This is a genomic window from Mesorhizobium sp. B2-3-5, from assembly GCF_006442395.1.
Classification (GTDB): Bacteria; Pseudomonadota; Alphaproteobacteria; order Rhizobiales; family Rhizobiaceae; genus Mesorhizobium.
Window position 1 is genome coordinate 56,673 of record NZ_VFVX01000007.1, and the last position, 26,721, is coordinate 83,393.

The 26,721-nt window shown below is 63.1% G+C and carries 23 protein-coding genes and 1 tRNA gene; 13 read left to right on the forward strand and 11 right to left on the reverse strand.

Annotated elements, in window-relative coordinates; translation table 11 throughout:
- The first annotated feature begins 56 nt into the window (after positions 1-56).
- Together FJ958_RS10815 and FJ958_RS10820 are read left to right on the forward strand one after the other, a co-directional pair.
- Positions 57-278, forward strand: a complete 222-nt coding sequence (locus tag FJ958_RS10815) for an AbrB/MazE/SpoVT family DNA-binding domain-containing protein (protein ID WP_140742344.1) — start codon at positions 57-59, stop codon at positions 276-278.
- A complete protein-coding gene (locus FJ958_RS10820) occupies positions 275-664 on the forward strand; it encodes a type II toxin-antitoxin system death-on-curing family toxin (protein WP_140742346.1) in 390 nt (129 codons plus the stop codon). Before FJ958_RS10815 ends, FJ958_RS10820 begins: the two co-directional genes overlap by 4 nt.
- On the opposite strand, the gene greA is transcribed toward FJ958_RS10820, so the two are convergent.
- A complete protein-coding gene (gene greA / locus FJ958_RS10825) occupies positions 661-1,143 on the reverse strand; it encodes a transcription elongation factor GreA (RefSeq protein WP_140742348.1) in 483 nt (160 codons plus the stop codon). The genes FJ958_RS10820 and greA overlap by 4 nt on opposite strands.
- Before the next feature lie 115 nt (positions 1,144-1,258).
- Between greA and FJ958_RS10830 the strand changes: the two genes are divergently transcribed.
- Positions 1,259-2,635, forward strand: a complete 1,377-nt coding sequence (locus tag FJ958_RS10830) for a TIGR03808 family TAT-translocated repetitive protein (protein ID WP_140742350.1) — start codon at positions 1,259-1,261, stop codon at positions 2,633-2,635.
- Here the strand turns inward: FJ958_RS10830 and FJ958_RS10835 are convergent.
- A complete protein-coding gene (locus FJ958_RS10835; RefSeq protein WP_140742352.1) occupies positions 2,628-3,644 on the reverse strand; it encodes an asparaginase in 1,017 nt (338 codons plus the stop codon). The two genes, FJ958_RS10830 and FJ958_RS10835, sit on opposite strands and share 8 nt — an antisense overlap.
- A gap of 28 nt (positions 3,645-3,672) precedes the next feature.
- Positions 3,673-4,839 carry an acetyl-CoA acetyltransferase gene (locus tag FJ958_RS10840; protein ID WP_140613456.1) on the reverse strand — a complete coding sequence of 389 codons (1,167 nt, stop codon included), beginning with the start codon at positions 4,837-4,839 and terminating at the stop codon, positions 3,673-3,675.
- A gap of 200 nt (positions 4,840-5,039) precedes the next feature.
- Here FJ958_RS10840 and betI point away from each other — a divergent pair, with 200 nt between their 5' ends.
- The 5 genes from betI (at position 5,040) to betB (ending at position 11,429) form a co-directional block, all read left to right on the forward strand.
- Entirely contained in the window at positions 5,040-5,630 is a 591-nt protein-coding gene (gene betI, locus FJ958_RS10845) for a transcriptional regulator BetI (RefSeq protein WP_140742354.1), read from the forward strand.
- On the forward strand, positions 5,627-7,156 hold the full coding sequence (betC, locus tag FJ958_RS10850; RefSeq protein WP_140742356.1) for a choline-sulfatase: 1,530 nt from the start codon (positions 5,627-5,629) through the stop codon (positions 7,154-7,156). The genes betI and betC overlap by 4 nt, the downstream gene beginning before the upstream one ends.
- Positions 7,153-8,172: a threonine/serine dehydratase gene (locus FJ958_RS10855; RefSeq protein ID WP_181176362.1), complete on the forward strand. Its 1,020-nt coding sequence runs from the start codon at positions 7,153-7,155 to the stop codon at positions 8,170-8,172. The genes betC and FJ958_RS10855 overlap by 4 nt, the downstream gene beginning before the upstream one ends.
- On the forward strand, positions 8,165-9,817 hold the full coding sequence (betA, locus tag FJ958_RS10860) for a choline dehydrogenase (RefSeq protein ID WP_140742358.1): 1,653 nt from the start codon (positions 8,165-8,167) through the stop codon (positions 9,815-9,817). The genes FJ958_RS10855 and betA overlap by 8 nt, the downstream gene beginning before the upstream one ends.
- A 148-nt stretch (positions 9,818-9,965) precedes the next feature.
- Positions 9,966-11,429, forward strand: coding sequence for a betaine-aldehyde dehydrogenase (betB, locus tag FJ958_RS10865; RefSeq protein WP_140742360.1), 1,464 nt, complete (start codon positions 9,966-9,968; stop codon positions 11,427-11,429).
- Between the two features lie 184 nt (positions 11,430-11,613).
- Here betB and FJ958_RS10870 read toward each other — a convergent pair.
- Positions 11,614-11,690, reverse strand: a tRNA-Pro gene (locus FJ958_RS10870).
- 420 nt (positions 11,691-12,110) lie between these two features.
- Here FJ958_RS10870 and FJ958_RS10875 point away from each other — a divergent pair.
- The 3 genes from FJ958_RS10875 (at position 12,111) to FJ958_RS10885 (ending at position 13,301) form a co-directional block, all read left to right on the forward strand.
- A complete protein-coding gene (locus FJ958_RS10875) occupies positions 12,111-12,326 on the forward strand; it encodes a hypothetical protein (protein ID WP_140742646.1) in 216 nt (71 codons plus the stop codon).
- A 4-nt stretch (positions 12,327-12,330) separates the two neighbouring features.
- Positions 12,331-12,771: a hypothetical protein gene (locus FJ958_RS10880; RefSeq protein WP_140742362.1), complete on the forward strand. Its 441-nt coding sequence runs from the start codon at positions 12,331-12,333 to the stop codon at positions 12,769-12,771.
- Positions 12,772-12,956: 185 nt separating this feature from the next.
- On the forward strand, positions 12,957-13,301 hold the full coding sequence (locus FJ958_RS10885) for a hypothetical protein (protein ID WP_140742364.1): 345 nt from the start codon (positions 12,957-12,959) through the stop codon (positions 13,299-13,301).
- A 40-nt stretch (positions 13,302-13,341) separates the two neighbouring features.
- Here FJ958_RS10885 and FJ958_RS10890 read toward each other — a convergent pair whose 3' ends face one another.
- The 4 genes from FJ958_RS10890 to FJ958_RS10905 all read right to left on the reverse strand — a co-directional run bounded on the left by FJ958_RS10890 (position 13,342) and on the right by FJ958_RS10905 (position 18,760).
- On the reverse strand, positions 13,342-14,961 hold the full coding sequence (locus tag FJ958_RS10890) for an ABC transporter ATP-binding protein (protein ID WP_140742366.1): 1,620 nt from the start codon (positions 14,959-14,961) through the stop codon (positions 13,342-13,344).
- A 1-nt stretch (position 14,962) separates the two neighbouring features.
- Entirely contained in the window at positions 14,963-16,084 is a 1,122-nt protein-coding gene (locus tag FJ958_RS10895) for an ABC transporter permease subunit (RefSeq protein ID WP_140742368.1), read from the reverse strand.
- Entirely contained in the window at positions 16,077-17,000 is a 924-nt protein-coding gene (locus FJ958_RS10900) for an ABC transporter permease subunit (RefSeq protein WP_140693499.1), read from the reverse strand. Before FJ958_RS10900 ends, FJ958_RS10895 begins: the two co-directional genes overlap by 8 nt.
- 167 nt (positions 17,001-17,167) lie before the next feature.
- On the reverse strand, positions 17,168-18,760 hold the full coding sequence (locus FJ958_RS10905; protein WP_140742370.1) for a peptide ABC transporter substrate-binding protein: 1,593 nt from the start codon (positions 18,758-18,760) through the stop codon (positions 17,168-17,170).
- 285 nt (positions 18,761-19,045) lie between these two features.
- On the opposite strand from FJ958_RS10905, the gene FJ958_RS10910 reads away from it, so the two are divergent.
- Together FJ958_RS10910 and FJ958_RS10915 are read left to right on the forward strand one after the other, a co-directional pair.
- Positions 19,046-19,492, forward strand: a complete 447-nt coding sequence (locus FJ958_RS10910) for a TadE/TadG family type IV pilus assembly protein (RefSeq protein ID WP_140742648.1) — start codon at positions 19,046-19,048, stop codon at positions 19,490-19,492.
- Positions 19,493-21,250, forward strand: a complete 1,758-nt coding sequence (locus tag FJ958_RS10915) for a TadG family pilus assembly protein (protein ID WP_140742372.1) — start codon at positions 19,493-19,495, stop codon at positions 21,248-21,250.
- A gap of 47 nt (positions 21,251-21,297) precedes the next feature.
- Here the strand turns inward: FJ958_RS10915 and FJ958_RS10920 are convergent, their stop codons facing one another.
- From FJ958_RS10920 to FJ958_RS10930, 3 genes are all read right to left on the reverse strand, one after another.
- The gene (locus FJ958_RS10920) at positions 21,298-22,932 is read right to left on the reverse strand and encodes an alpha-glucosidase family protein (RefSeq protein WP_140742650.1); all 1,635 of its coding nucleotides are present in this window, start codon (positions 22,930-22,932) and stop codon (positions 21,298-21,300) included.
- Positions 22,932-24,932, reverse strand: a complete 2,001-nt coding sequence (glgX, locus tag FJ958_RS10925) for a glycogen debranching protein GlgX (protein WP_140742374.1) — start codon at positions 24,930-24,932, stop codon at positions 22,932-22,934. Before glgX ends, FJ958_RS10920 begins: the two co-directional genes overlap by 1 nt.
- A 160-nt stretch (positions 24,933-25,092) precedes the next feature.
- Positions 25,093-26,721 carry an alpha-D-glucose phosphate-specific phosphoglucomutase gene (locus FJ958_RS10930; protein ID WP_140742376.1) on the reverse strand — a complete coding sequence of 543 codons (1,629 nt, stop codon included), beginning with the start codon at positions 26,719-26,721 and terminating at the stop codon, positions 25,093-25,095.

A 26,721-nucleotide genomic window follows, 5' to 3' on the forward strand; every position in this document is an offset into this window, starting at 1 on the left:
TGTTGTAACGAGTAACGCGGCGCGTTATAATCATCGTTGCAACAGAGTACTCCGCCATGAACACGACCATCCGCAAGATCGGTAATTCCGAAGGTGTCATCCTGCCGAAGGAGCTTCTCGAGCGCCTGAACATGAAGACAGGTGATCAGCTCCAGATTGTCGAAACGGATAAGGGCATTGCCCTTGAGCCGGTGGATGACAGTTTCGAGCGGCAGATGGAAGCTGCTCGTAAGGTCATGGACAAGTACAAGGTCGCGCTCCAGAAGCTCGCGGAATGAGCCGGGAGTTTCTGACCCGGCGCGCGGTCGAAGCGATGCACGCCGAGCAATTGCGCAGACACGGCGGAGCACAAGGTTTGAGAGATGAAAATGCTCTTGAATCGGCGCTTGCCCGCGCCGAAAACAAGGCAGGCTACGGAGAGCCTTCCGTTGAGGATCTTGCAGCCGCCTATGTCTTCGGTATTGCCAGGAACCATGCCTTTGTCGACGGCAATAAACGCACCGCCATTGTGGCAGCCGGCGCATTTTTGATCGTGAACGGCTATGTCCTGACGGCTAATGACGGCACGCTCTACGAGTTCGTCATGGCCGTCGCCGCGGGTGAGATCGACGAGGCCGGCGCCGCGGCATTCTTCCGCGACCACGCCGTCAAGCTCGACGGCTAGTTCTCGGCCTTGTCCGAGAGCTTGACTATCTCCCATTCCTTGCCGTTGACAGCAGCCACGTCGCCAACCTTCTTGCCGAACAAGGCGACCGCCATCGGCGAAACATGCGAAATGCTGCCCTTCGACGGATCCGCTTCGTCTTCGCCGACGATCTTCCAGTGCACCTTCTTGCCGTCATCGCCTTCCAGCGTCACGCCCATGCCGAAGCGGACGACGTCGCTACCGGGCTCCGGTGTGGAAAGCTCGGCGCTCTCCCGCCGCGCGGTCCAGTAGCGGAGGTCGCGCGACACCACGGCGATGCGCTCGCGGTCGGCTTTCCGTTCGGCTTTCGCCAGAACATCGCGCAAGTCGGCCAGATTGTCCTCGATCTGCGCCAGGCCGCGCTCCGTCACCAGATTGCGGTGCGGACTGATCGGCCGCTCACCGACGCCAGCAATGGCATTCTCGCTGTCTTCTTCGCGGGTGAAAGCTCTGCTCATTCCCTGAACTTAGGCGCCGGATGGCTGCGCGACAAGCCATTGCTGCTGAGAACAAGCGCCGAACGTCTGGCACGATTCCTGCCATGTCAGGACTGAACACTGGGATTCTGTGCCGATGTTGAACAGACGAACGCTGCTGACGCGTACCGCCGGCTTTGCCATCATAGGCCTTTCGTTTGGCAAGGCGGCCGCCGCCAGCCTGACCGGCATCGAAAAGGCCTCGATGCGTGGTTCCATCAATGCCACAGAGTTCGGCGTGCAACCCGGCACCTTTGACGACCAGAGCAAGGCCTTCGCCAAGCTGCTGCGCGACGCGAACAGCCGCGATATGCCGGTGTTCCTCCCGCCCGGTACCTATCTTGTTTCCAACCTTTCGCTGCCCGGCCGCGTGCGTCTTTCCGGCGTGCCGGGTGCCACGCGGATCGTCTATGGCGGCGACGGCCACCTCTTCATGGCCGAACAGGCCGACCATATCGAACTGAGCGGGCTGGTCTTCGACGGTGCGAACCGCTCGATGGGCGACTACGCGCAAGGGTTGCTTGATTTGCGCCAGGTCGGCCATCTCGTCGTCGACAATTGCCAGGTAACCGGCAGCGGCAAGAACGGACTGGCGCTGGAACATGCGGCGGGCCGCATCGAACGCTCGGAGATATCGGGCGCAGCCGATGCCGGCATCTATTCAGTCGAGGCCGGTGGGCTGGCGATCACGGGCAACACGGTCGCCGACTGCGCCAATGGCGGCATTCTCGTTCATCGCTGGCAGGCGGCGGAAGACGGCACCATGGTCACCGGCAACCGCGTCGAACGCATTGGCGCGCGCAGCGGCGGAACCGGCCAGAACGGCAACGGCATCAATGCCTTCCGCGCCGGCAATGTCGTCATCTCGGGCAATGTAGTTTCGGACTGCGCTTTTTCGGCGATCCGGGCCAACAGCTCCAGCAACCTTCAAGTATCAGGCAACACCTGCTCGCGCTCTGGCGAGACTGCGGTCTATTCCGAATTCTCGTTCGAGGGCGCCGTCATCAGCAACAACATCGTCGATGGCGCGGCCAACGGAATCTCGATCGTCAACTTCAACGAAGGCGGCCGCATGGGTATCTGCTCGGGCAACATCGTGCGCAATCTGTCGACCACCGGCCCCTACCCGGCCGATCCGCCCGGCTTCGGCGTCGGCATCGGCGTCGAGGCCGACACCATCGCTTCCAACAACGTGATCGAGAACGCGCCGCTCTATGGCATGTCGATCGGTTGGGGACCGTATTTGCGCAATGTTGTGGCCACCGGCAACATCATCCGCAAGGCAGGCACCGGCATTGTCGTCAGCGTGGTCGAGGGTGCCGGCACGGCCGTCATCTCCGACAACGTCATTGACGGCACGTTGAACGGCGCCGTCGTCGGGCAGCGCTGGGCGGAACCGGTGACGGCCGACCTCACCCAGTTGACCAACAGCGGCTTCGCGCATCTGACCGTCGAGCGCAACCGGGTCAGTTGATCGCTGCTTTCAAGGCTTGTGTCGGCCGCAGTGCCCCGACCTTGGCCCCGACCCGGCTTTCGATCGGCGCGTTTGCCATTCCGGCCAGTTTTGCCGCCAAGGCCTCGTCCGCACGCAACAACCTGGCAAGGACGGCGGCAGCCATGGCTTCGCCGGCGCGGCCGGCACCATCATCGCATTTGATCGCTATGCCGAGGCCAAGTTCAGGTATTGCGCTGCAGTGGACGCCTTCGGCGCCGCCTTTCGCAAAAATCCGGCCCGGTGCGGCTTCCATCAAAGCGAGATCGGCGCGGCCGGTGCCGGCGACGAAGAAGGGCTCCGCCATGCAGGCGCCCAGCAACCGCTTCGCGGCCTTGGCTCGCTCGGGACCAAAACCATTTGTGGTGGCCATACGGGCAAAGCCGAGCGCGAAACTCCTGAGCGGCACTGCATAGGTCGGGATCGAGCAGCCGTCTGTCGCCCGCTCATCCGGGCCGTGGACAGCGCCGGTGACCGCCTGCATGGCGTCGCGCACCATCTCCTGTAAGGCGTGCCCCGCCTTGACGTAGCCGCGATGGCCGATGCCGGAATGGACGCAGGTGCAAAGGAAGCCGGAATGTTTGCCGGAACAGTTGTTGTGCAGCGCATTCGGCAAATCGCCGGCGCGGGCGAGCGCGATCTCCGCGTCATGATTCGACGGCCAATGCGCGCCGCATTCGAGTGCTGACTTGTCCAGTCCGGCCTTGGCCAGCATGGCCCGCGCCAGTTCGACATGCGCTGGCTCGCCCGAATGCGAGGCGCAGGCCAGCGCCAGTTCGCGGTTGCCGAAGCCATAAGCGTCGGCAGCACCGGTTTCGACCAGCGGCAAGGCCTGGATGGCTTTGACCGCCGAGCGTGGAAACACCGGCTTCGAGGTGTCGCCGATTTCCCAGACCAACTTGCCGTCGGCATCGAAGACCGCGACGGCACCACGATGGGCGCTCTCGACGATCGAGCCGCGCAGAACCTCGATCAGAACCGGATTTGCCAATGTAACCTCCCGCGAATGCAGGGGCGGTTTACCTGATCCGGTCGAGAATGGAAACGTAGTTGGCAACCGCCGCGCCACCCATGTTGAAGATGCCGCCAAGCTTTGCGCCCGGCACCTGGATGCCGCCGGCTTCACCGACAAGCTGCATGGCGGTCAAGACATGCATGGACACACCAGTGGCGCCGATCGGATGACCCTTGGCCTTCAGCCCGCCGGAGGGATTGACCGGCAAGCGGCCGTCCTTGGCCGTCGTGCCGTCAAGCGCCAGTTTGGCGCCTTCGCCGGGCTTCGCCAGGCCCATCGCCTCATACTCGATCAATTCGGCAATGGTGAAACAGTCATGCGTCTCGACGAAGGACAGGTCGTCGAGCGTCACGCCGGCGTTCTTCAGCGCGCGGGTCCAGGCCTGTTCACAACCTTCGAACGCCAGGATGTCACGCTTCGACATCGGCAGGAAATCCTGCACATGTTCGTTGGCGCGGAAGGCAACCGCACGGCGCATCTTCAAAGCCGTTGCCGTGTCGGCCAGGACAAGGGCCGCGGCGCCATCGGAAACCAGCGAGCAGTCGGTGCGCTTCAGCGGGCCGGCGACGAAGGGGTTTTTCTCGCTTTCCTGCCGGCAGAAATCATAGCCGAAATCCTTGCGCATCTGGGCATAGGGATTGTCGACGCCGTTCTTGTGGTTCTTGGCGGCAATCATGGCGAGCGCGTCCGACTGGTCGCCATAGCGCTGGAAATAGGCCTGCGCGATCTTGCCGAAGACGCCGGCAAAACCGGCGGGCGTTTCGCCATCCTCGGGCAGATAGGAAGCTTTCAGCAGGTTCTTGCCGATCTCGGGTCCAGGCGTCGTCGTCATCTGCTCGGCGCCAACCACCAGCACGATGCGGGCCGCATTGGCATCGATGGCGCGGATGCCTTGCCGGACCGCCGCCGATCCCGTCGCACAGGCATTCTCGACGCGCGTCGCCGGCTTGAAGCGCAACCGATCGTCCGCCTGCAGCACCAGGCTTGCGGTGAAATCCTGCGCCGAAAAGCCGGCGTTGAAATGGCCAAGCACGATCTCGTCGACATCGTCCGGGCCGATTCCGGCATGGTCGAGCGCGTCCGTCGCAACCTTGACGATGAGGTTTTCGAGCGTCTCGCCCTCGAGCTTGCCGAAACGCGAATGCGCCCAGCCGACGATGCATGCGGTCATGGCGGTCTCCATCCTTGGCGCCAGCCTAGCATATGGGCCCACGGCGCACTTCGCCTTTATTGTTCAAATATAAACATTCCTGCCTTCGCCGTGAAGGGCCGGAACCAGACAATCGCTTGGTGCAGGTCGAGCCTGCGACGATTTTTTTGTTGATTGATCCGTCAATAAAAAATAATCCTGCTTCAGAGGAATCTAGCGAGATGCCGAAAGTCGGAATGGAGCCACTGCGCCGCAAGGCGCTTATCGACGCGACGATCTCGGCGATCGGCGAGCGCGGTTCGCTTGACGTCACCATGTCCGAGATTGCCGGGCGCGCGGGCGTGTCCTCGGCCCTTGCCCATCACTATTTTGGCGCCAAGGACGAGCTGCTGTTCGCGACGATGCGGCACATCCTGGCCGAACTGACCATCGATATGCGTCGCGCGCTGCAATCCGCAGCGTCCCCGCGCGAACGTGTCTCGGCCGTGGTCGCCGTCAACTTTTCCGACATCCAGTTCCAGCCGGAAACCATCGCCGCATGGCTCGCCTTCTACGTCGAGGCACAGAAATCGTCCTCGCTGCGGCGGTTGCTCAGGGTCTATGCGCGACGGCTGCATTCGAACCTCATGAGCGGGCTCACCGGCATCCTGCCCAGGGCCGAGGCCGACCGTGCCGCCGAAGCGACAGCGGCGATGATCGACGGGCTCTACATCAGGCGTGCGCTGAAGGACGGCGTGCCCGACGCCGCGACCGCAATCGCGCTCGTCCAGGATTATCTCGAAACCAAACTCGGCGAGCGGCAAAAACAGTGACAGCGAAACGACCCAATTTCCTGATCGTCATGGTCGATCAACTCAACGGGACCTTATTTCCCGATGGCCCGGCGGACTTCCTGCACGCACCCCATCTGAAAGCGCTGGCCGCACGCGCGGCGCGCTTCAGGAATAACTACACGGCCTCGCCGCTCTGTGCGCCCGGCCGGGCCTCGTTCATGAGCGGCCAGTTGCCATCGCGCACGGAGGTCTATGACAACGCCGCCGAATTCGCCTCGTCCATCCCGACCTTCGCGCATCACCTGCGCTCCGACGGCTATCACACGGTGCTTTCGGGCAAGATGCATTTTGTCGGCCCCGACCAGTTGCACGGCTTCGAGGAGCGGCTGACGACCGATATCTACCCGGCTGATTTCGGCTGGACGCCGGATTATCGCAAGCCCGGCGAGCGCATCGACTGGTGGTACCACAATCTGGGCTCGGTGACCGGTGCCGGCGTCGCCGAGATCTCGAACCAGATGGAGTATGACGACGAGGTCGCTTTCCACGCTGTGCAGAAGCTCTATGATTTCGCCCGCGTTTCGGACGATGCGGCGCACCGGCCCTGGTGCCTGACGGTTTCCTTCACGCATCCGCACGATCCCTATGTAGCGCGGCGGCAATATTGGGATCTTTACGAGGATTGCGCGGCGCTCGAGCCCGAAGTGGCCTTCATTCCCTATGACAGCCAGGACCCGCATTCGAAGCGGCTGTACAAGGCCTGCGACCACGACAGTTTCGACATCACCGCCGAGCAGATCCGCCGCTCCCGTCGCGGCTATTTCGCCAACATCTCCTATCTCGACGACAAGGTCGGCGAGTTGCTGTCGGTGCTGGAGCGCACGCGCATGCTCGACGACACAATCATCCTGTTCTGCTCGGACCACGGCGATATGCTCGGCGAGCGCGGGCTGTGGTTCAAGATGTGCTTCTTCGAGGGCTCGGCGCGGGTCCCGCTGATGATCGCGGGCAAGGGCGTGCCGGCCGGCCGGATCGACACGCCAGTCTCCAATCTCGACGTAACGCCGACCTTGTGCGATCTCGCCGGCATCGACATGAGCGCGATCGCGCCCTGGACCGACGGGCAGTCGCTGCTGCCTCTGCTTCAAGGCAGGCAGCGCACCGCGCCAGTGCTGATGGAATACGCCGCCGAAGGCTCCAACGCGCCGTTGGTGGCGATCCGCGATGGCCGTTACAAGTTCGTCCATTGCGAGATCGATCCGCCTCAACTCTATGATATCGAATCCGACCCACATGAATTGGCCAATCTCGCCGCCGATCCGGCGCATGCCGGGCTGGTGGCGGCGTTCATGGAAAAAGTCCGCGCGCGCTGGGACATGGCGGCGTTCGATGCCGCCGTGCGCGCCAGCCAGGCGCGGCGCTGGGTGGTCTATCCGGCGCTGCGCAACGGCATGCACTACCCCTGGGAATTCCAGCCGCTGCAAAAGGCGTCGGAACGTTACATGCGCAACCACATGGATCTCAACGTGCTCGAAGAGCAGAAACGGTTCCCGAGAGGCGAATGATGGCAGACCTTCTTGTCCCTACCCTCGACCATCTCAAGCAGGCATACGCCGTCACCTCCCGGGCGACACAGATCACGCCCCTGCTGGAATCGGCGGCACTGGCGCGCGAGACAGGTGCGGCCCGTGTCTTCGTCAAGCCGGAATCGCTGCAATGGGCCGGATCCTTCAAGATACGCGGCGCCTATTGGCGGCTGAAGCGGCTTTCGGCCGACGAGGCGAAGATGGGCGTCGTCGCCTATTCCTCCGGCAATTTCGCGCAGGGACTGGCCGCCGCCGGCCAGGCGCTCGGCATTCCCGTCACCATCGTCATGCCGATCGACGCGCCGGCCGCCAAGCGTGACGCAACGGCAGGCTATGGCGCCCGCGTCGTGCTCACCGACCATGGCGATCGCGCCCGTGAGGAAGTCGCCGCCGCCAAGGCGCGCGAGATCGCCGAGACCGAAGGCTTGGCCCTCCTGCATCCGTTCGACGATCCCGAGATCGTCGCCGGCCAGGCGGGTGCCGGCCTCGAAGCACTCGACCAGCTTGCCGCCAAGGACGCCAGCGCCGACCTTTTGTTCTGCTCGGTCGGCGGCGGTGGGCTGATCGGCGGTGTTTCGCTTGCCTTCCACTATTTGTCGCCGGCTACCGAGATCATCGGCGTCGAGCCGGAAGGTTTCAACGGCATGGGTGCCTCCCTGGCGCATGGCAGCATCGAGACGATGCCGATCGGCCCGAAATCGATCTGCGACGGGTTGATGGCGCGCAAGCCGGGCGACGCGCCCTTCGCGGCGGTCAAGACCGCGGGCGTTCGCGGCATCACCGTCGACGATCAATCGGTGCGGCAGGCAATGCGGATCGCCTTCGAGCGCATGAAGCTGGTGCTGGAGCCGTCAGGCGCGGCATCGCTGGCGGCACTGCTCGGCGGCAAGGTGGATGTGAGGGGCAAGACCGTTCTTGTGGTGGCTACCGGCGGCAATGTCTCGCTCGCCGATTTCATCACGCATATGAATAATGGGCGCATAAACCATGCTTGAAGCGGATTTCGTCATCATCGGCTCCGGCTCCGCCGGCTCGGCCATGGCCTATCGCCTGTCGGAAGACGGCAAGCATTCGGTCATCGTCATCGAATTCGGCGGCAGCGATATCGGGCCGCTGATCCAGATGCCGTCGGCGCTGTCGATCCCGCTCAACATGAGCCTCTACGACTGGGGCTTCGCCAGCGAACCTGAGTCCCATCTCGGCGGCCGCGTGCTGGCGACGCCGCGCGGCAAGGTGATCGGCGGTTCGTCCTCGATCAATGGCATGGTCTATGTTCGCGGCCATGCCCGTGACTTCGATCATTGGGCCGAAGAGGGAGCGGCCGGTTGGGGCTTTGCCGACGTGCTTCCCTATTTCAAGCGCATGGAAGATTCCGACGGAGGCGAGGACGGCTGGCGCGGACATGGTGGGCCGCTGCATGTGCAGCGCGGCTCGCGGCGCAATCCGCTCTATGGCGCCTTCGTCGAGGCGGGCCGTCAGGCCGGGTTCGAACTGACCGACGACTACAATGGTGCCAAGCAGGAAGGCTTCGGCGCGATGGAGCAGACCATCCAGGGCGGTCGACGCTGGTCGGCGGCATCAGCCTATCTGAAGCCGGCGCTCAGGCGCAAAAACGTGAGTCTGGTCAAGGGCTTTGCCCGCCGGGTGATCATCGAGAATCAACGCGCCATCGGCGTCGAGATCGAGGCTCACAAACAGATTCAGGTCGTTAAGGCGCGACGTGAGGTGATCGTCGCCGCATCGTCGATCAACTCGCCCAAGATCCTGATGCTGTCCGGCATCGGCCCGGCCGAGCATCTGCGTGAAAACGGCATTGCCGTCGTCGCCGACCGGCCCGGCGTCGGCCGCAACCTGCAGGATCACCTGGAGCTCTACATCCAGCAGGAATCGACCAAGCCGATCACCCTCAATTCGGTGTTGAACCCGTTCTCCAAAGCGATGATCGGCGCACAGTGGCTGTTCTTCAAATCAGGCCTCGGCGCCACCAACCATTTCGAGGCGGCGGCATTCGTGCGCTCGCGCGCGGGCGTCGACTACCCCGATATCCAGTACCACTTCATCCCGGCGGCGGTTCGTTATGACGGCAAGGCGGCGGCGAAGTCGCATGGCTTCCAGGCCCATGTCGGACCGATGCGGTCGAAGTCGCGCGGTTCGGTGACGTTGCGCTCGCCGGATCCAAAATCGAAGCCGGTGATCCACTTCAACTACATGTCGCACCCGGACGACTGGGCGGAGTTCCGCCACTGCATCCGGCTGACGCGCGAAATCTTCGGCCAGTCGGCGTTCGACGCCTATCGCGGCGAGGAAATCTCGCCGGGCAGCCATGTGCAGTCGGACGACGATCTCGATGTCTTCATTCGCGACCATGCCGAGAGCGCCTACCACCCGTGCGGCACCTGCAAGATGGGGCGAGCCGACGACGCAATGAGTGTCGTCGATCCGGAATGCCGGGTCATCGGTGTCGAGGGCTTGCGCGTCGCCGATTCCTCGATCTTCCCGCGTGTCACCAACGGCAACCTCAACGCGCCATCGATCATGACCGGCGAGAAAGCCTCCGACCATATTCTCGGCCGCACGCCGCTGGCGCCTTCCAACCAGGAGCCATGGATCAATCCGCGCTGGCAGGTGTCGGACAGATAGCGCATGATCCCGGGGCATTCCGCTGGCGCATGATCCCGAAATCGGATTCGATTTCCGGCCAGATCATGCGCAAAAATAAGGTGCTGCAGCGTCCTTTGCGCATCCAGGAGGACGCGCGGCGCTGCCGCGAGACGATTTGGAGACACCCATGCGCGCCCAGCCCACGGCATCGCACTATGTCAACGGACGCTATATCGACGACGAGCAAGGCGCGCCGTTGCCGGTCATCTATCCGGCAACGGGCGAGACCATCGCCATGCTGCGTTCGGCGACGCCGAATGTGCTGGAACTCGCGATCGAGGCCGCACGGGCCGCACAGCCGGCCTGGGCACGGCTGAAGCCGGTGGAGCGCGGCCGCATCCTGCGCCGCGCCGCCGACATTTTGCGCGCCCGCAACGCCGATCTTGCCCGCATCGAGACCCTCGACACCGGCAAGGCGATCCAGGAGACACTGGTCGCGGACGCCCCTTCGGCCGCGGACTGCCTTGAATATTTCGCCGGCGCGGTCGCGGTCTTCAACGGCGAGGCGGTCGACCTCGGCGGTCCCTTTGCCTACACGCGGCGCGAGGCGCTCGGCGTCTGCGTCGGCATCGGCGCCTGGAACTATCCGATCCAGATCGCCGGCTGGAAATCGGCGCCGGCGCTGGCCATGGGCAATGCCATGGTGTTCAAGCCGTCGGAGAACACGCCTCTTTCAGCGCTGGCGCTGGCCGAGATCTACAGCGAGGCCGGCCTGCCCGACGGCCTGTTCAACGTGGTGCAGGGCTACGGCGATGTCGGTGCCGGGCTCGTCGGCCACGATGTGGTGGCCAAGGTCTCGGTGACCGGCTCTGTGCCGACCGGCCGCAAGGTGCTGTCGCTTGCCGGTTCGAAGATGAAGCACGCGACGATGGAACTCGGCGGCAAGTCGCCGCTGATCGTCTTCGACGACGCGGACATCGAAAACGCCATCGGCGGCGCCATGCTCGGCAATTTCTATTCGACCGGCCAGATCTGCTCCAACGGCACGCGCGTCTTCGTGCAAAGCGGCATTCATGACCGCTTCGTCGAACGATTGGTCGAGCGCACGAAGAAAATCCGTATCGGCGATCCGCTCGACCCGGAGACCCAGATGGGTCCGCTGGTATCCAAGGCGCAGCATGAGAAGGTGGTTGGCTATATCGAGGTCGGCAAGCAGGACGGCGCTGCACTCGCCTGTGGTGGCAACGTACCTTCCTTGCAAGGCTTCCAGGGCGGCTTCTTTGTCGAGCCGACGGTATTTACGGGTGTCACCGACACGATGCGCATCGCGCGCGAGGAAATCTTCGGGCCTGTGATGAGCGTGCTGAAATTCGATGGCGAGGACGAGGTGATCGACCGCGCCAACGACACCGAATTCGGCTTGGCCGCGGGCGTGTTCACGCGCGACCTGTCGCGCGCCCATCGCGTCATCGCCGAGCTTCAGGCCGGCACCTGCTGGATCAACGCCTATAATCTGACGCCGGTGGAAATCCCTTTCGGCGGCTTCAAGCAGTCCGGCATCGGCCGCGAGAACTCGCTGGCGGCACTGGCGCTTTATTCGCAGCTGAAGTCTGTCTATGTCGAGACGGGGGATGTGGCGAGCCCATATTGAGCGGTGCTACGCCGCCTTATCCTGCTCGCAAAAACCGAGGCCACTTTTGGGTGGCATGCCGCGCAGGCGATGAAGAACAGCAGGCCAGCCGATGTCAGCGGCGAAGCGAGACCTCTTAGTCCTTGTTTTCACCAAGATATAAGGTGGGCGCCACAGTCGGGATGCGCTAACATATTGTTTTTTCTGGTCGGAGTGGCAGGATTTGAACCTGCGACCCCCTCGTCCCGAACGAGGTGCGCTACCAGACTGCGCTACACTCCGTGACCAGACCGCGGGCTTATAGCCGCCACACTTCGTTCCTGCAAGCGGCAATGGCAGCACTTCTGTCGCATTTCGTCAGCTTTCGTCGCACGCGGGTGCGGAGCTGTGCCTGGACGGTCAGCCGATGGCTATGCCAATCACCATGAAGGTGATGGCCATCGCGAATTCCGGTGCGGGCAACCAACGCGCCTGGCCAACACTTTTCTCCATGGGCTTCCTCCGACGATTCTGCAGCGGACAACGAGGACAACCGGTGGCTGTTCCGGGCGGTGCGCCTGACGGGGCCAAAGGGTTTGCGGTCAGACTTAGGTCCTGCTCCCAACCGACCGAAGCCCGGCCCCGGGAACATTTGCACTCCGTCCCAGTTCGTTGGTGGGCGCGGACACGATCACACGATCAGATGAGCGGAATTGGATGAACATGTCGAACCGTGAGACTGCAAGATCCCATGCCTTGGGAATGCGCGTGGCCGGGCTCAGAAACAGGATGCGGGAGGCCCGGATTACCGAGGGTGAAATAAGGACCTTCCAGAAGGTCGCAGCCGTGATCGAGGACGGTCACGGCCGGATTGATGGCGACGATCTGATCGCGGCTTCTTTCGTTACCGACACGCTGGCCGACAAGGGAACGCCCTGAGACCATGCGGACAATCAGCAGGCTTTTTGATTCCCATGCCGAAGCGGCACGGGTCGCCGGCGATCTGGTGGCGGCGGGCATTCCTTGCGTACGCATTGCCATTATCGGCCCCTACCACGACGAGATCGGGATCCTAAGGACGCCGGCCGTCATCCTTGGCGCTGTCGCCGGGGTGCTGGCTTGCCTGAGTGCTGCCGCCGTCTACGGCGTCAGTTCGCTTCCGGCCGGATTATCCGCAACTGCAATGATTGGCGCGCTCTGCGGCGGTGGCGCTGGCGCGCTGCTTGGAGCATTCGTCCCGACTGCCAGAAAGCCGGATGATCGGAGCGCAGCCGAGGGGATTGTTTTGGTGACGGCGCATGTCGATGAAACCGAGACCGACATCGCGCAGGCCGTGCTTGGCGGTTGCGCGCCCTTGGACAGCTTGGTCGCCGAGGCGGCATGAGAATTTCCAAAAAGATCGATGCATCGGCCCAATAGCCACCGTGGGTGGGTCGACGGTTCACGCATTATGGCCGGAGCGGGCGGCGACCATGCCCGGCGGGGCGCAAGCTTTGACGAAATGGTCATCGGCCCTAGGTAGTTCGATGGAGATGAGGGGGCCGGTAAGACGGCGAGCCGGACGCGGACATGAACTTGGTTTCAACGACAGTGTCGGCACCGGCTGTTTTGGTTGCGGTGCTTCTTGCTGCCGGCTGCTCGTCGATCGGCGGAACGGGCGACCCAGCGAAATACGACAGCATGAGCTGCACCGAACTCAACAGCGCGCTGGGAAGCACCGCCAGCGCGATCTCGCAAACCGCGATCACGCGCGGCAAGGTCGCCAACAGCAATGTCCCACGCTGGCTTTTGGGTGGCTCGCGCGTGAAGACCGCGATCGCCAACCGCGAGACGGCCAGGATCGACCGGCTGAAGCAGCAACATGATGCCCTTGTCGCTGCCCGGGCGCGCAGGTGCCAAAGGTCAGCTGGCTGAACGCACAGCCGTGATGATTGCCTTCACCTGACGCGATGTCTCACGCATTCAACCGGAACCGCGTCACGTCGATCGCGGCGTTCATCAGCGTCTGCGTGTAGGGTGCTTGCGGATTGCTGAAAATCGCCTCCGTCGGCCCTTCTTCGACGATCTTGCCCTGCTTCATGACGATGATGTAGTCGGCCATGGCGCGCACCACGGCGAGATCGTGGCTGATGAACAGGTAGGACAGTTCATGGTCCGCCTGCAGCTTGCGCAATAGTTCGACGATCTGTTTCTGCACCGAGCGATCGAGCGCCGAGGTCGGTTCATCCAGTACGACCATTTTGGGCTTCAGGATCATGGCGCGGGCAATGGCGATGCGCTGCCGCTGCCCGCCGGAGAATTCATGCGGATAGCGGTTGCGGGCGTTCGGATCGAGGCCGACTTCGCGCAAGGCCTCGACCGCGCGCTGGTCGCGCTGTTTGCCCGAAAGGTTCGGCTCATGCACCAGCAGCCCTTCGGTAACGACCTGGCCGACCGTCATGCGCGGCGATAGCGAGCCGAATGGATCCTGGAAGACGAGCTGCATCTGGCGCCGCAACGGCCGCATCGCCTGCCGGTCGGCGGTGGAAATGTCGCGATCGCCAAAACGGATCAAACCCTCGCTCGGCAGCAGCCGCAGCAATGCGCGGCCGAGCGTCGATTTGCCCGAGCCGGATTCACCGACGATGCCGATGGTCTGGTTGCGCTGCAGCCGGATCGAAATGTGATCGACCGCACGCAGCATCAGCGGTTCACCAGCCAGAAATCCGCCGCCGATCTTGAATGTGACTTCGACGTTCCTGCCTTCAAGAACCACCGGCGCATTGGCGGGCGGAGGCGCCTTGGTGCCTGTCGGCTCGGCCGCCAGCAGCATCTTGGTATAGGCATGCTGCGGGTTGACGAAGATCGCCTCCGCCTCGCCTTCCTCGACGACCTCGCCCTGGCGCATGACATAGACCCGGTCGGCGAAGCGCCGGACGATGCCAAGGTCATGGGTGATGAAGACGATCGCCATGCCAAGCTTGCGCTGCAACTCGGCCAGAAGCATCAGTATCTGTGCCTGGATGGTCACGTCGAGGGCCGTCGTCGGCTCGTCGGCGATCAATATGTCGGGGTCGTTGGCGAGCGCCATGGCGATCATAACGCGCTGGCGCTGACCGCCCGACATTTCGTGCGGGTAGGATTTCATCCGCCGCTCGGGATCCGGAATATGCACCAGCCGCAGCAGCTTCAGCGCTTCTTCATGCGCCTCGGCGGCATTCAGACCCCGATGCCGCCGGATCGGTTCGATCAACTGGTTGCCGATCGAATAGAGCGGATCGAGCGAGGTCATCGGCTCCTGGAAGATCATGCTGATCTTGCGGCCCCTGACCTTGTTCAGCTCGGATTTGCTCAGTGTCAGCAGGTTGCGGCCGCGATAGTCGACACTGCCTGACGCCTCGCCATTGGAGGCCAGCAAGCTCATCGCCGCCATCATGGTCTGGCTTTTGCCGGAACCGGATTCGCCGACCACGGCAACGGTCTCACCCGCGTTGACATGAATGTTGATGCCTTTCACCGCCTCGACCGCGCCATCAAGGGTACGGAAGCGGACCCGCAGGTCCTTGACGCTGAGGATCGTTTCAGGAGCGGCCATCTCAGCGATCCTTCGGGTCGAGCGCGTCGCGCAGGCCGTCGCCGACGAAATTCAAGGCGAACAGAGTCGAGACGAGGAAGAAGGCGGGGAACAGGAGCAGCCAGTTGGCGGTGCCGATGTTCTTGGCACCGACCGAGATCAGCACGCCCCAGCTGGTCATCGGCTCCTGGATGCCAAGGCCGAGGAAGGACAGGAAGCTCTCCAGGATAATGACCTGTGGGACCAGCAGCGTCATGTAGATCACCACCGGACCAAGCAGGTTGGGGATAACATGGCGTAGCAGGATGCCGCGGTGGCCGACGCCCATCGCCTCCGCCGCCTGGACATATTCCTGACGTCGGATCGACAATGCCTGGCCACGCACGATGCGTGCCATATCGAGCCACAGCACGGCACCCACCGCCAGGAACATCAGCACGAAATTGCGGCCGAAGAACACCACCAGCATGATGACGAAGAAAATGAACGGCAAGGAATAGAGCACGTCGACGATGCGCATCATGATCTCGTCGACCTTGCCCCCTGAAAAGCCGGCCGTGGCGCCGTAGATCACCCCGATCACCACCGCCACGACACCAGCAAGCAGGCCGATGGCCAGCGATATGCGGCCGGCCATCAGTGTGCGCGAGAGAAGATCGCGGCCGGTATTGTCGGTGCCGAACAGGAAATATTGCTGCTTCACCGACGTGCTCATCACCACTTCGAGACCGTCGGGCGACTTGCTCTCGATCTTGGTGTCGTCGAAGGCGTCGGAGCGGTCGAGGTAGCGGATGTTGCGATCATCGATCGGCTTGGTGGAGGTGACGGTGACCGTGACGCGCTCCCCATCCTGCTTCCATTCCTTGATGTCGACCCGCATGCGCTTGATCGCATCGTTGAGGGCCGTCTCGATCATATCTGCCTTGGGGTAGGCCGTAAGACTCGGCGGCGTGCGCACATAGTCGGCATAGATGGTCGTGTACTGATGCGGCACGAACCAGGGGCCGAACACGCTGATGACGGCGATAAAAACGAGGTAGTAGAGGCTGAGCATGGCGGCGCGATTGGCCTTCAGGCGAGCCCAGGCATCGCCCCAGAGCGAGCGGCCGACGACGACGGGAGCTGTGGCTGCGATGTCAGTCATAGCGCACCCTCGGGTCGACGACCGCGTACATGACGTCGACGATCAGGTTGAAGACAATGGTGAAAATGGCGATCACCACCACCGTTCCCATCACCAGCGTGTAGTCGCGGTTGAGCGCGGCATCGACGAAATAACGGCCGACGCCGGGAATGGAGAAGATGGTCTCGACGATGACCGAGCCGGTCAGCAGCGCTGCCGCCGCCGGACCGGTGAAGGAGACGATCGGCAGGATGGCACCGCGCAGCGCGTGCTTGACCACCACCGACCAGTCGGAAAGGCCGAGCGCGCGGGCGGTTCGGATATGGTGGGACCGCAGCGATTCAATCATCGAACCGCGCATGAGGCGGGCAACGATGGCAATCTGGGGCAAGGCAAGCGTCAGCACCGGGCCGACCTTGTTGATGAAGGCACCATCACCCCAGCCGCCGATCGGCAAAAGCTTCCAGGTCAGCCCGAACAGGAGCTGGATCACCGGCGCGATGACGAAGGTCGGGATGGTGCTGCCGGCTGTCGCCAGCGCAATCACCGCATAGTCGCCAAGCTTGTTCTGGTTGAGCGCGGCAATGGTGCCGAGCAGGCTGCCGAGCAGCAGCGCCAGGATCAGCGCCGAGGCACCGAGCTGGACGGAAATGGGCAGGCCCTTGGCAAACAGTTCGGTGACGGTGAAGTCCGGCATGTTGTAGCTCGGGCCGAAATTACCGCGCAGCAGATTGCCGAGATAATGCGCATATTGCAGCCAGAGCGGGTCGTTGAGACCATACTGGGCTTCAAGATTAGCCCTGATCTCGGGGCTCAGTCCCCGCTCCTGGTTGAATGGGCCGCCTGGCGCAACCCGCATCAGGAAGAACGCCATCGTCACGATGACGAACAGCGTCGGGATGGCGGTCAAGAGCCGCCGGAATACATATCGCAGCATCGGTGCCCCGCTTGATCCGGAACACATCCGTCCAACAGGACGATTGTACTCCGGCTTTCAAATCTCCGCACCGAACTTTCCGAAAAGCGATTCCGGTTCCCGAGCCGATGCGATGGCAAACCAGTACCGCCGCACCACTCAAGGGCGCGGCGGTTTGGCCTGGGAGGTCAGTCCTTGCTGATGAAGCGGGACGGGTGAACGTCCATCACATTGTCGACAAAGCCGTGCAGCTTCGTGGAAACGATGTCGTGGTAGCTATAGTAGAGCAGCGGAATCTGACCGACGTCGTCGACGAGGATGCGCTCGGCTTCAGCGAGATCCTTCATGCGCTCTTCAGGCTTGCCGCCGGCAGCGGCTGCCTTGTCCATGGCAGCCTCGTATTGGGGGCTGTTGTAGCTCGAATAGTTGTTGCCGCTCGCCTTGCGCGAGATGCCGAGGAAGGTTTCCGGATCCTTGTAGTCGGCGATCCAGGCGGCGCGCGCCACGTCATAGTTGCCCTTCTGCTCCAGGAAGGAATAGTGGGTCTTGGTGTCGGTGTTGAGCAAGGTGACGTCGACGCCGAGGGGCTTCAACTGCTCCTGAATGGCAACGGCTGTGTTCTTGTGGTTCTCCGAGGTGTTGTAGCGGATCTCCATCTTCAGCGGATGTTCGGGCGTGTAGCCGAGCTTCTCGAGGATTTTCTTGGCCGCGTCCTCACGATCGATCTGCGGCATGTCGGCATATTTGGCCATTGCCGGCGTGTAACCCTCGATGCCGGGAGGCACCATCGAATAGCCGGGCAGCATCGAGTTCTGCCAGACCTTTTCGGCGATGAAGTCACGGTCGATCGCCATCGAGATGGCGTTGCGCAGCTCGGGGTTGTTCCACGGCGCCTTGTCGGTCTTGATCGCATAATAGTAGGTGCCGAGATACGGCCCGACATGGATCTGGTCGCCGAACTTGGTTTTCAGGTCGGCGAGCTGTTCAGTCGGCAGATCGTCGTAGCTGTCGAGTTCGCCAGCCTCGAAGCGCTTCATCGCCGAAGAACGGTCCTCGGTGGGAATGTAATTGACGACGTCGATCTTGACGCTGCCCGCGTCCCAGAATTTCGGATTCTTGACCAGCTTCATGTGGTCGTTGGGGACCCACTCCGCCAGCGTGTAGGCGCCGTTCGACACCAGCTTGCCCGGCTTGATCCAGTCGGCGCCGAGCTTTTCGATGGAGGCCTTGCTGACCGGATAGGTCGCCTGGTGAGTCAACATCTCCAGGAAGTAGGGTGTCGGCGCCTTCAGCGTCACTTCCAGCGTATTTGCGTCAATCGCCTTGGCGCCCATATCCTCGGGCTTGCCCTTCTTGGTGTTGACCTCCTCGGCGTTCTTGATGGGATAGAGCATGGAAGCATATTCGGCGCCGGTGGCAGGATCCTCCAGCCTGCGGAAGGCATAAACGAAGTCCTCGGCCGTCACCGGGCTGCCATCCGACCACATGCCGTCCTTGCGCAGCTTGAAGGTGTAGACGGTGCCGTCATCCGATACCGTCCAGCTCTCGGCGGCGCCTGGGATGACATTGGCCTTCTCATCCTGCATGACGAGGCCCTGGAACAGGTCGCGCAAGACATTGGCTTCGTAGACCGTCGAGGTCTTGTGCGGGTCGACGGATTCGGATTCGGCAGCGGTGCCTCGGTTGTAGACAATTTCGGCGAATGCCGGCGTGTAGAACGTGCCGGCGGTCACTGCCATGGTCGTGGCGAAAACCGTCGCCTTCAGCATGTTTTTCAGCATGAAGTTCTCCCTATCGGCGCTGCCGTCGCGCGCCTTTTTCGTGTTGACGCCCCCGGAACCGATGCCTGGCTCCTTTGAGCGCGCCGCCGGTTCCCTCCGGCAGCTGGTGGCAGGAGACTAGACAGGAGGTAAGCTCTTTTCAACCGAGTACTGATTGACCCTAAGTCAATCCCCGCAACCACAGAAGCAACCGCTAAATTAGAACGGCTTTTTCAATCGTGCGCAGCTGCCGGTTGTACCCAGAGTTTTCGCTTTCTGCATGCGAAATTTGGCATGCTCGGCACCATGGTTGAGAAGCTTATTTCCATGGTCAGAAGGCGCGCGTTCCGGACAGATGCTTCGGGGACCTCGGCGGTCGAGTTCGCCGTGCTGTCACCGCTCTTCATCCTTCTCCTACTCGGAATGGTTGCATACGGCATCTATTTTGGGGCCGCCAACTCAATCCAGCAGATCGCGGCCGACGCCGCCCGGACGGCCATCGCCGGGTTGAACCAGACCGAGCGGCAGACGCTCGTGGCCAGCTTCCTGACAAACAACGCCGGCGGCTATCCCTTCGTCGACGCCAGCAAGCTGACCTACCAGGCCAACGACAGCACCGCCGACGGGAGCCAGTTCGTGGTGTCCATCCAGTACGATGCACGCAACCTGCCGATCTGGAATCTCTTTCCGGGTATAGCCATGCCGGGGACCACGATCACGCGCCAGTCAACGATCAGGGTTGGGGGTATCTGAATGCCGTTGCGTCGGCGCACGAAGGTGGGGCGGCTTGCCCAGCGTATGCTTGCCGACAAGAGGGCGAACTTCGCCGTCATGACGGCATTGAGCGCACCGGTCGCGCTGGCGCTGGCCGCGGTGGCCATCGATGAGGCCTCAATCTACACCGAGCGCCGGCAAGCCCAGGCGATGGTCGACCTGGCGGCGATCACCGCCGCCTCGAACATCAACAATGTCAACACCGCGGTCGTCACCACGCTCACCGACAACGGCATGCCAGGTGTCGTCGTTCAAGCTTCGGGCCAGACCATTCCCCCGGCTGTCGATAAGACAGTGGTGACGGTCACGCGAGGCCGATATGCGTCGTCGACCGCCAATGTCGGCCAGCGCTTCCAGCCGGGCGTGACACCCTATAATGCAGCGCGCGTCACGTTGACGAAAATCCCCGCCCGCTACTTCGCCAGCTCGCTTTTGCCCACTCCGGTCATCGGCACCCAAGCCACCGCCAGCACGACGCCGCAGGCGACATTCTCGGTCGGATCCAGACTGCTCAGCGTCAACGGCGGCATCCTGAACGCTCTTTTGAGCGGACTTCTCGGCGGCAACATCTCGCTCAGCGTCATGGACTATAATGGGCTGATTTCGGCCGATGTCAGCGTGCTTTCCTTCATGAGTGCGCTCGCCACACAACTGAACATCACGGCCGGCACCTACTCCGACGTCCTGGCCTCGAAAGCGACCGTGGGCCAGATCGCCACCGCCATGGCCAATGTTCCTGGCCTCGGCAATACCGCCAAGGTCGCGTTGCAGACCATCGCCTCCAAATCGACCGGTACCGCCAAGATCCCGCTCAGCAGCCTTGTCGACCTTGGTTCCATCGGCAGCCTCGGCCTCGGGCAACAGCCCTCCGGCCTTGGGATCGACGCAAGCGCCGTGGGAATGTTGACCGCCGCGGCCGTACTCGCCAACGGCACCAACCAAGCCGCGGTCGATCTCGGCGCCACCATACCGGGGTTGCTTTCCACCAAGCTCAACATTGCCATTGGGGAGCCGGCGCAATCCTCGCCCTGGCTCGCGGTCGGCGGCATCGGCACTGTCGTGCGGACCGCCCAGACGCGCATCAAACTCACGGCCTCCGTCGGCATCGGCACGCCCGGCCTCGCCGGCGGCATCAACCTGGTCGCCGTCAATCTGCCGCTCAATGTGGAAGTCGCCTATGCCGAAGCGAAGCTGACCGACATCACCTGTCCGACAGGACCTTCCAGCATCAACGTTTCCGTCGCCGCACACCCCGGTATTGCCCAGTTGAACCTGGCCAACAGCAACACCCCCTCCAGCTTCGCCGATTTTAGCCAGCCGCAAACCTTCACCGATGCGGACATCGCCGAAGTGAAGCTGCTGTTGATACCACTGATCCAGGTGACAGGGTCGGCCGCGACCTCGGTCACCAACAACAGCCCGCAACCCCTGACCTTCAACGCGACCGATATCGCCAACAAGACGGTGAGGACCGTTTCGACGCGCAACATCTCGCAGTCGCTCACCACCTCGCTGGTCGACGACCTGTCGCTTTCGGCCAATCTGCTTGGTCTCGGGATCGATGCGACCGCCCTGCTCAGAACGGTCAAGCCGGCGGTGGTGGCTTTGCTTAACACCGTAACGGCGCCCGTCGACGACTTGCTTTATAATGTGCTTTCGGCACTGGGTGTCGGTCTCGGCCAGGCCGACGTGCGCGTCACCGGAGCGACCTGCGGGCGTGCGGTGCTCGTTCAGTAGGGCATTCCGCGGCCAAACGGATCGCTTGGAGGCCGGTCGAACCGCGATCAGTCAAGCCGACCGAGGAAACAGCCGAGCGCCGGCAGCGCGAGCGCGTTGTCGTCAACGTTTGTGGTGCCGCCCAAGACAGCCGTAACAGTTCCGATATCCGGCGGCACCGGCCAATTCGCCGGCTCCCAGGCGAAATTGAAGACACAGAGCAATCTCTCCTCGCCGCCTTCGCGGATGAAGGCGAGCACGTCGCCCTCGGCGTCAAGAAAGCGGATCGAACCGCCGACCAGCGCCGGATGCCGCTTGCGCAAAGCGAGCGCTGACCGGTAGGCGGCCAGCACCGATTGCTCCTCGCCGTTCTGCACATCGACCGCACGGGCACGATGGCTTGCCGGCACCGGCAACCAGGGCTTGCCAGTGGAGAAACCGGCATTGTCGGCACCAGCCTCCCAGACCATCGGCGTGCGACAACCATCCCTGCCCTTCACACCGGGCCAGAAGCGGATGCCAACGGGATCGCGCAGATCCTCATAGGCAAGCTCCGCCTCCTCGAGGCCAAGTTCCTCGCCCTGGTAGAGACAGATCGAGCCGCGCAGGCTGCACAGCAACAGGATCGAGAACCTGGCCACCGTGTCCGGATCGCCGTGCGGCCGCGTCCAGCGGCTCACATGGCGCATCACATCATGGTTGGAGAACGCCCAGCAGACCCAGCCATCGGCAACCACGCTTTCAAAAGCCTCGACACAACCGCGCACATGCGCGGCCGAAAACTGCGGACCGAGCAGGTCGAAAGTGTAGCACATCTGCAGCTTGTCGCCGCCGGATGTGTAGGCGGCCAGCGTCTGCAGCGAGCGTCCTTCATCGCCGATCTCACCGACAGCGGCGCGGTCCTGATACTCGTCGAGCAGCGCCCTGAAGCGCCTCAGGAAGGCAAGGTTTTCCGGCTGCGACTTGTCGAACAGATGCTCCTGATAGAGATAGGTGTTGGTCTCGCCATTGGTGCCGGCGACGCTCGACGCCAGAGGCGGGTTGCTGCGCAGCCAGCGGTCATGGACGTAATAATTGACCGTATCGAGCCGGAAACCGTCGACGCCACGCTCCAGCCAGAAGCGCACCGTGTCCAGAAGCGCATCCTGGACATCCGGATTGTGGAAATTCAGGTCGGGCTGCGAGGCGAGGAAATTGTGCATGTAATATTGCCGGCGGGTCGAATCCCACTCCCAGGCCGGCCCGCCGAAGACGGACAGCCAGTTGTTGGGCGCGTTGCCATCGGGTTTCGTATCGGCCCAGACGTACCAGTCTGCCTTGGGATTGTCTCGGCTGGCTCGACTTTCGACAAACCATTCGTGCCTGTCGGACGAGTGCGACAGCACCTGGTCGATGATGATCTTCAGGCCCAACCGGTGCGCCTCGGCAACCAGCGCATCGAAATCGTCCAGCGTGCCGAACATCGGATCGACGTCGCGATAGTCCGATACGTCATAGCCCATGTCGGCCATCGGCGACTTGAAGAAGGGTGATAGCCAGACGGCATCGACACCGAGCGAGGCGATATGGGCAAGCCTCGCCGTGATGCCCCTGAGATCGCCGCTGCCGTCACCGGTCGTGTCCTGGAAGGAGCGCGGATAAACCTGGTAGATGACGCAGCCGCGCCACCATTCGGCCCCCTGCCCGGCACCATCATCGACCATCACGAATCCTTCCCGGCGCGGTCCATTCCGGTCCGGCGCTCAATCATGAAACCGACGCCGCGGCCCGGCAGCGGCCGCGCGAGGTCGATCGTCTGCGTTTCCATCGCCGGCAGCCATTGGAACCCGTCACGCGCAGGCAAGGTGAAGACGCATTGGCGGCGATCGCCGTTGATCATGACGGCAAAGCGGCCGCCCTCTGGATCGCCCAGCAGCATGACGAGGCGGTGTCGGGCGGGATCGTTCCAATCCGCTTCGGCAAGCGCCACGCCGGTTTCGGTCAGCCACGCGACATCGGGAACGCCTGAAGCACCGGCCGGCTCTCCTGTCAGGAAATGCGTGTCCGACAACGCCGGGACAGTACGGCGCAGCGCTGCGAGCGCCGAGGCGTATTGCTCCAGCGCCTGGTCGCGGCCTGCCCAGTCGAGCCAGGTGATGGCGTTGTCCTGCGCGTAGGCGTTGTTGTTGCCCTTCTGGGTGCGGCCGAATTCGTCGCCGGCGGTGAGCATGATGGTGCCGCGCGAGGCAAAAAGCGTGGCAAGCAGCGCGCACTGGTCGTCGAAGCGCGCCCTGGTGATCGCCGCATTGTCGGTCTCGCCTTCGGCGCCATTGTTCCAGGACAGGTTGTCGTTGTGGCCGTCGCGGTTCTGCTCGCCATTGGCGCCGTTGTGCTTGCGCTCATAGGCGACGATGTCCGCCAGTGTCATGCCGTCATGGGCGGCGATGAAATTGACCGCGCGGCCGGTTGGCTGGCCAGTCTTGCCAAAAATATCGGACGAGCCGGCAAGCCGCGTCGCCAACGGTCCAACCGCGCCGGCATCGCCACGCCAGAAGCGCCTGACATCGTCGCGATAGCGATCGTTCCATTCAAGATAGCGCGCCGGAAAATTGCCGAGTTGATAGCCGTCGGGACCGATGTCCCAGGGTTCGGCGACCAGCACGCGATCGGCGAGGACAGGATCTCCAGCGATCGCCCCGAGCAATGGCGATGCGGGATCGAACGCGCCGTCGACGCGCCCCAGCACTGGTGCCAGATCGAAGCGAAAACCGTCGACGCCGGCGTGGCGGACAAAATGGCGAAGCGTGTCGAGCACCATCTGCCGCATCACCGGACGGTCGCACGCAACCGTGTTGCCGGTGCCGGTGTCGTTGACCAGCCGGCCATCCGGCTGGTGCCGGTAGTAGGCTTGATTGTCGAGCCCGCGCAGCGACAGCGTCGGACCCAGCCGGTCGCTTTCACCCGTATGGTTGAAGACAAGATCGAGAATGGTGCCGATGCCGGCCTGACGCAGCGCCGCGACGGCGTCGCGCAATTCCGCCAGGCCGCCGGGCGCCAGGCGCGGGTCGAGCGCCATGAAGGTCACGGGATTGTAGCCCCAAGCGTTGCTGAGGCCCAGCGGCGGCAGATGCCGCTCGTCGATCGACGCCGTCACCGGCATCAGTTCGACGGCTGAGACGCCAAGCCTTTGCAGATGCTCGATGACAGTCGGGTGGGCGAGCGCCGCGATGGTGCCGCGCTGCGCCTCCGGCACGTCCGGATGCAGCTTGGTGAAAGCGCGCACCGGCACCTCATAGATCAGGCCGCCCGGACGAAACAGAGGCGGCAGGATGGGCGCAACCGTGGGCAAGGCCTTCGCCACGGTCTTGGGCATCAGCGGCGCGGTGTCGGCGCCCTCATTGCGCCGCGCGGCAAGCCGCCAGTGATAGGCATAAGGCCGGTCGATTTCGAGAGCGTAGGGATCGGTCAGCAGCTTGTCAGGGTCGAACCAAAGCCCCCGCTCTGGCGCATAATCGCCATCGGCACGGAAGCCGTAGCGCGTGCCCGCGGCAACGCCAGAGACAAAGAGCGCATGCACCCCCTCGCCTTCCGGCTTCAGCTCCAGCCGGTCGAGTTCACGATTTCCCTGCTCGTCAAAGATCGAGACCCAGAGGCGGCGGGCCGATGAGGACCATGCGGCGAAGCGGATGCCGTCGCGGGTGACGGTTGCGCCGAGATTGTTCACGCCTACCAGCCTCGCAGCGCGTTGCAAGCGATGGCGGTTTCAGTCCAACAACCCTCATCCGTCTCGGCGCTTCGCGCCGATCCACCGCCCCGGGGCGAGCCACGGGTCTCGCCCCGTCCTTCGGACCCCGCAAGGGGAGAAGGGAAGACGCGCATCACCCTCAAGTAATCACGCTCGGCTTGTTGCGGCCGGTGTGGCTCTTGATCCCGGCGATATCGTCGGCCGCAGCGATGAGGTCGGCGAGCGCTTCCTGCGTGTCGAGATCGTGCCTGGCCCTGTCCGGCTCGTAGCGTTCGATATAGACACGGATCGTCGCGCCCGACGTGCCGGTTCCGGAAAGCCGGAAGACGACGCGAGAGCCGCCTTCGAACAGGACCCTGATGCCCTGGTGCTCGCTGATCGAGCCATCGACCGGGTCGTGATAGGCGAAGTCGTCGGCATTGGTGATCTTCAGGCCACGCACGCTGGTGCCGGGCAGCGAGCCGAGCTTGGCGCGCAGTTCGTCGACCAGCGCGTTGGCACGGTCGCTCTCGACCTCCTCATAGTCGTGGCGCGAATAGTAGTTGCGCCCATAGGTTGCCCAGTGTTCGGTGACGATCTGCTTGCAGCCCTCGCCGCGCGCCGCGATGATGTTGAGCCACAAGAGAACCGCCCACAGGCCGTCCTTTTCACGGACATGGTTGGAGCCGGTCCCCGCGCTTTCCTCGCCACAGATCGTCGCCATGCCGGCATCGAGCAGATTACCGAAGAACTTCCAGCCGGTCGGCGTCTCGTAGATGCCGATGCCGAGCTTGTGGGCGACGCGATCGGCCGCGCCACTGGTCGGCATCGAACGGGCGATGCCCTTCAGCCCGTCCTTGTAGCCCGGCGCCAGGCGGGCGTTGGCGGCCAGCATCGCCACCGAATCGGACGGGGTGACGAAAATGCCCTTACCGATGATCAGGTTACGGTCGCCGTCGCCATCGGAAGCGGCGCCGAAATCGGGCGCGTCCGGTCCCATCATCTCATCATAGAGATGCTTGGCATGGACGAGGTTCGGGTCCGGGTGGTGGCCGCCGAAATCCGGAAGCGGCTTGAAGTTGCGGCAGGTGCCGTTGGGCGCGCCGAGCCTGTGTTCGAGGATCTCCTTGGCATAGGGCCCGGTCACCGCATGCATGGCGTCGAAGCGCATGCGGAAGCCCGACTTGAACAGTTTGCGCAGCGCGTCGAAGTCGAACAGGCTTTCCATCAACTCGGCATAGTCGGCGACGGGATCGATGATCTCGACCGTCATGCCGGCGGCCTTGACCGTGCCGATCGTGTCAATGTCGATCGGATCGATGTCGGCGATCTTGAAGCTCGAAATCGCCTTGGTCTTCTCAAAGATGGCGTCGGTCAGCTTTTCCGGGGCCGGGCCGCCATTGCCGGCATTGTACTTGATGCCGAAATCCTCATGCGGGCCGCCGGGATTGTGGCTGGCCGACAGGATGATGCCGCCGAAGGTCTTGTATTTGCGGATGACATGCGAGGCGGCCGGCGTCGACAATATGCCGCCCTGCCCGACCATCACCTTGCCGAAGCCGTTGGCGGCAGCCATGGCGATAGCCTTCTGGATGACCTCGCGGTTGTAGAAGCGACCGTCGCCGCCGATCACCAGGGTCTTGCCCTTGAAGCCGTCGAGCGCGTCGAAGATCGACTGGATGAAGTTCTCGGCATAGTGCTCCTGCTGGAACACAGGCACCTTCTTGCGCAGGCCCGACGTGCCGGGCTTCTGATCGGAATAGGGTTTGGTGGGGACGGTCCGTATCAT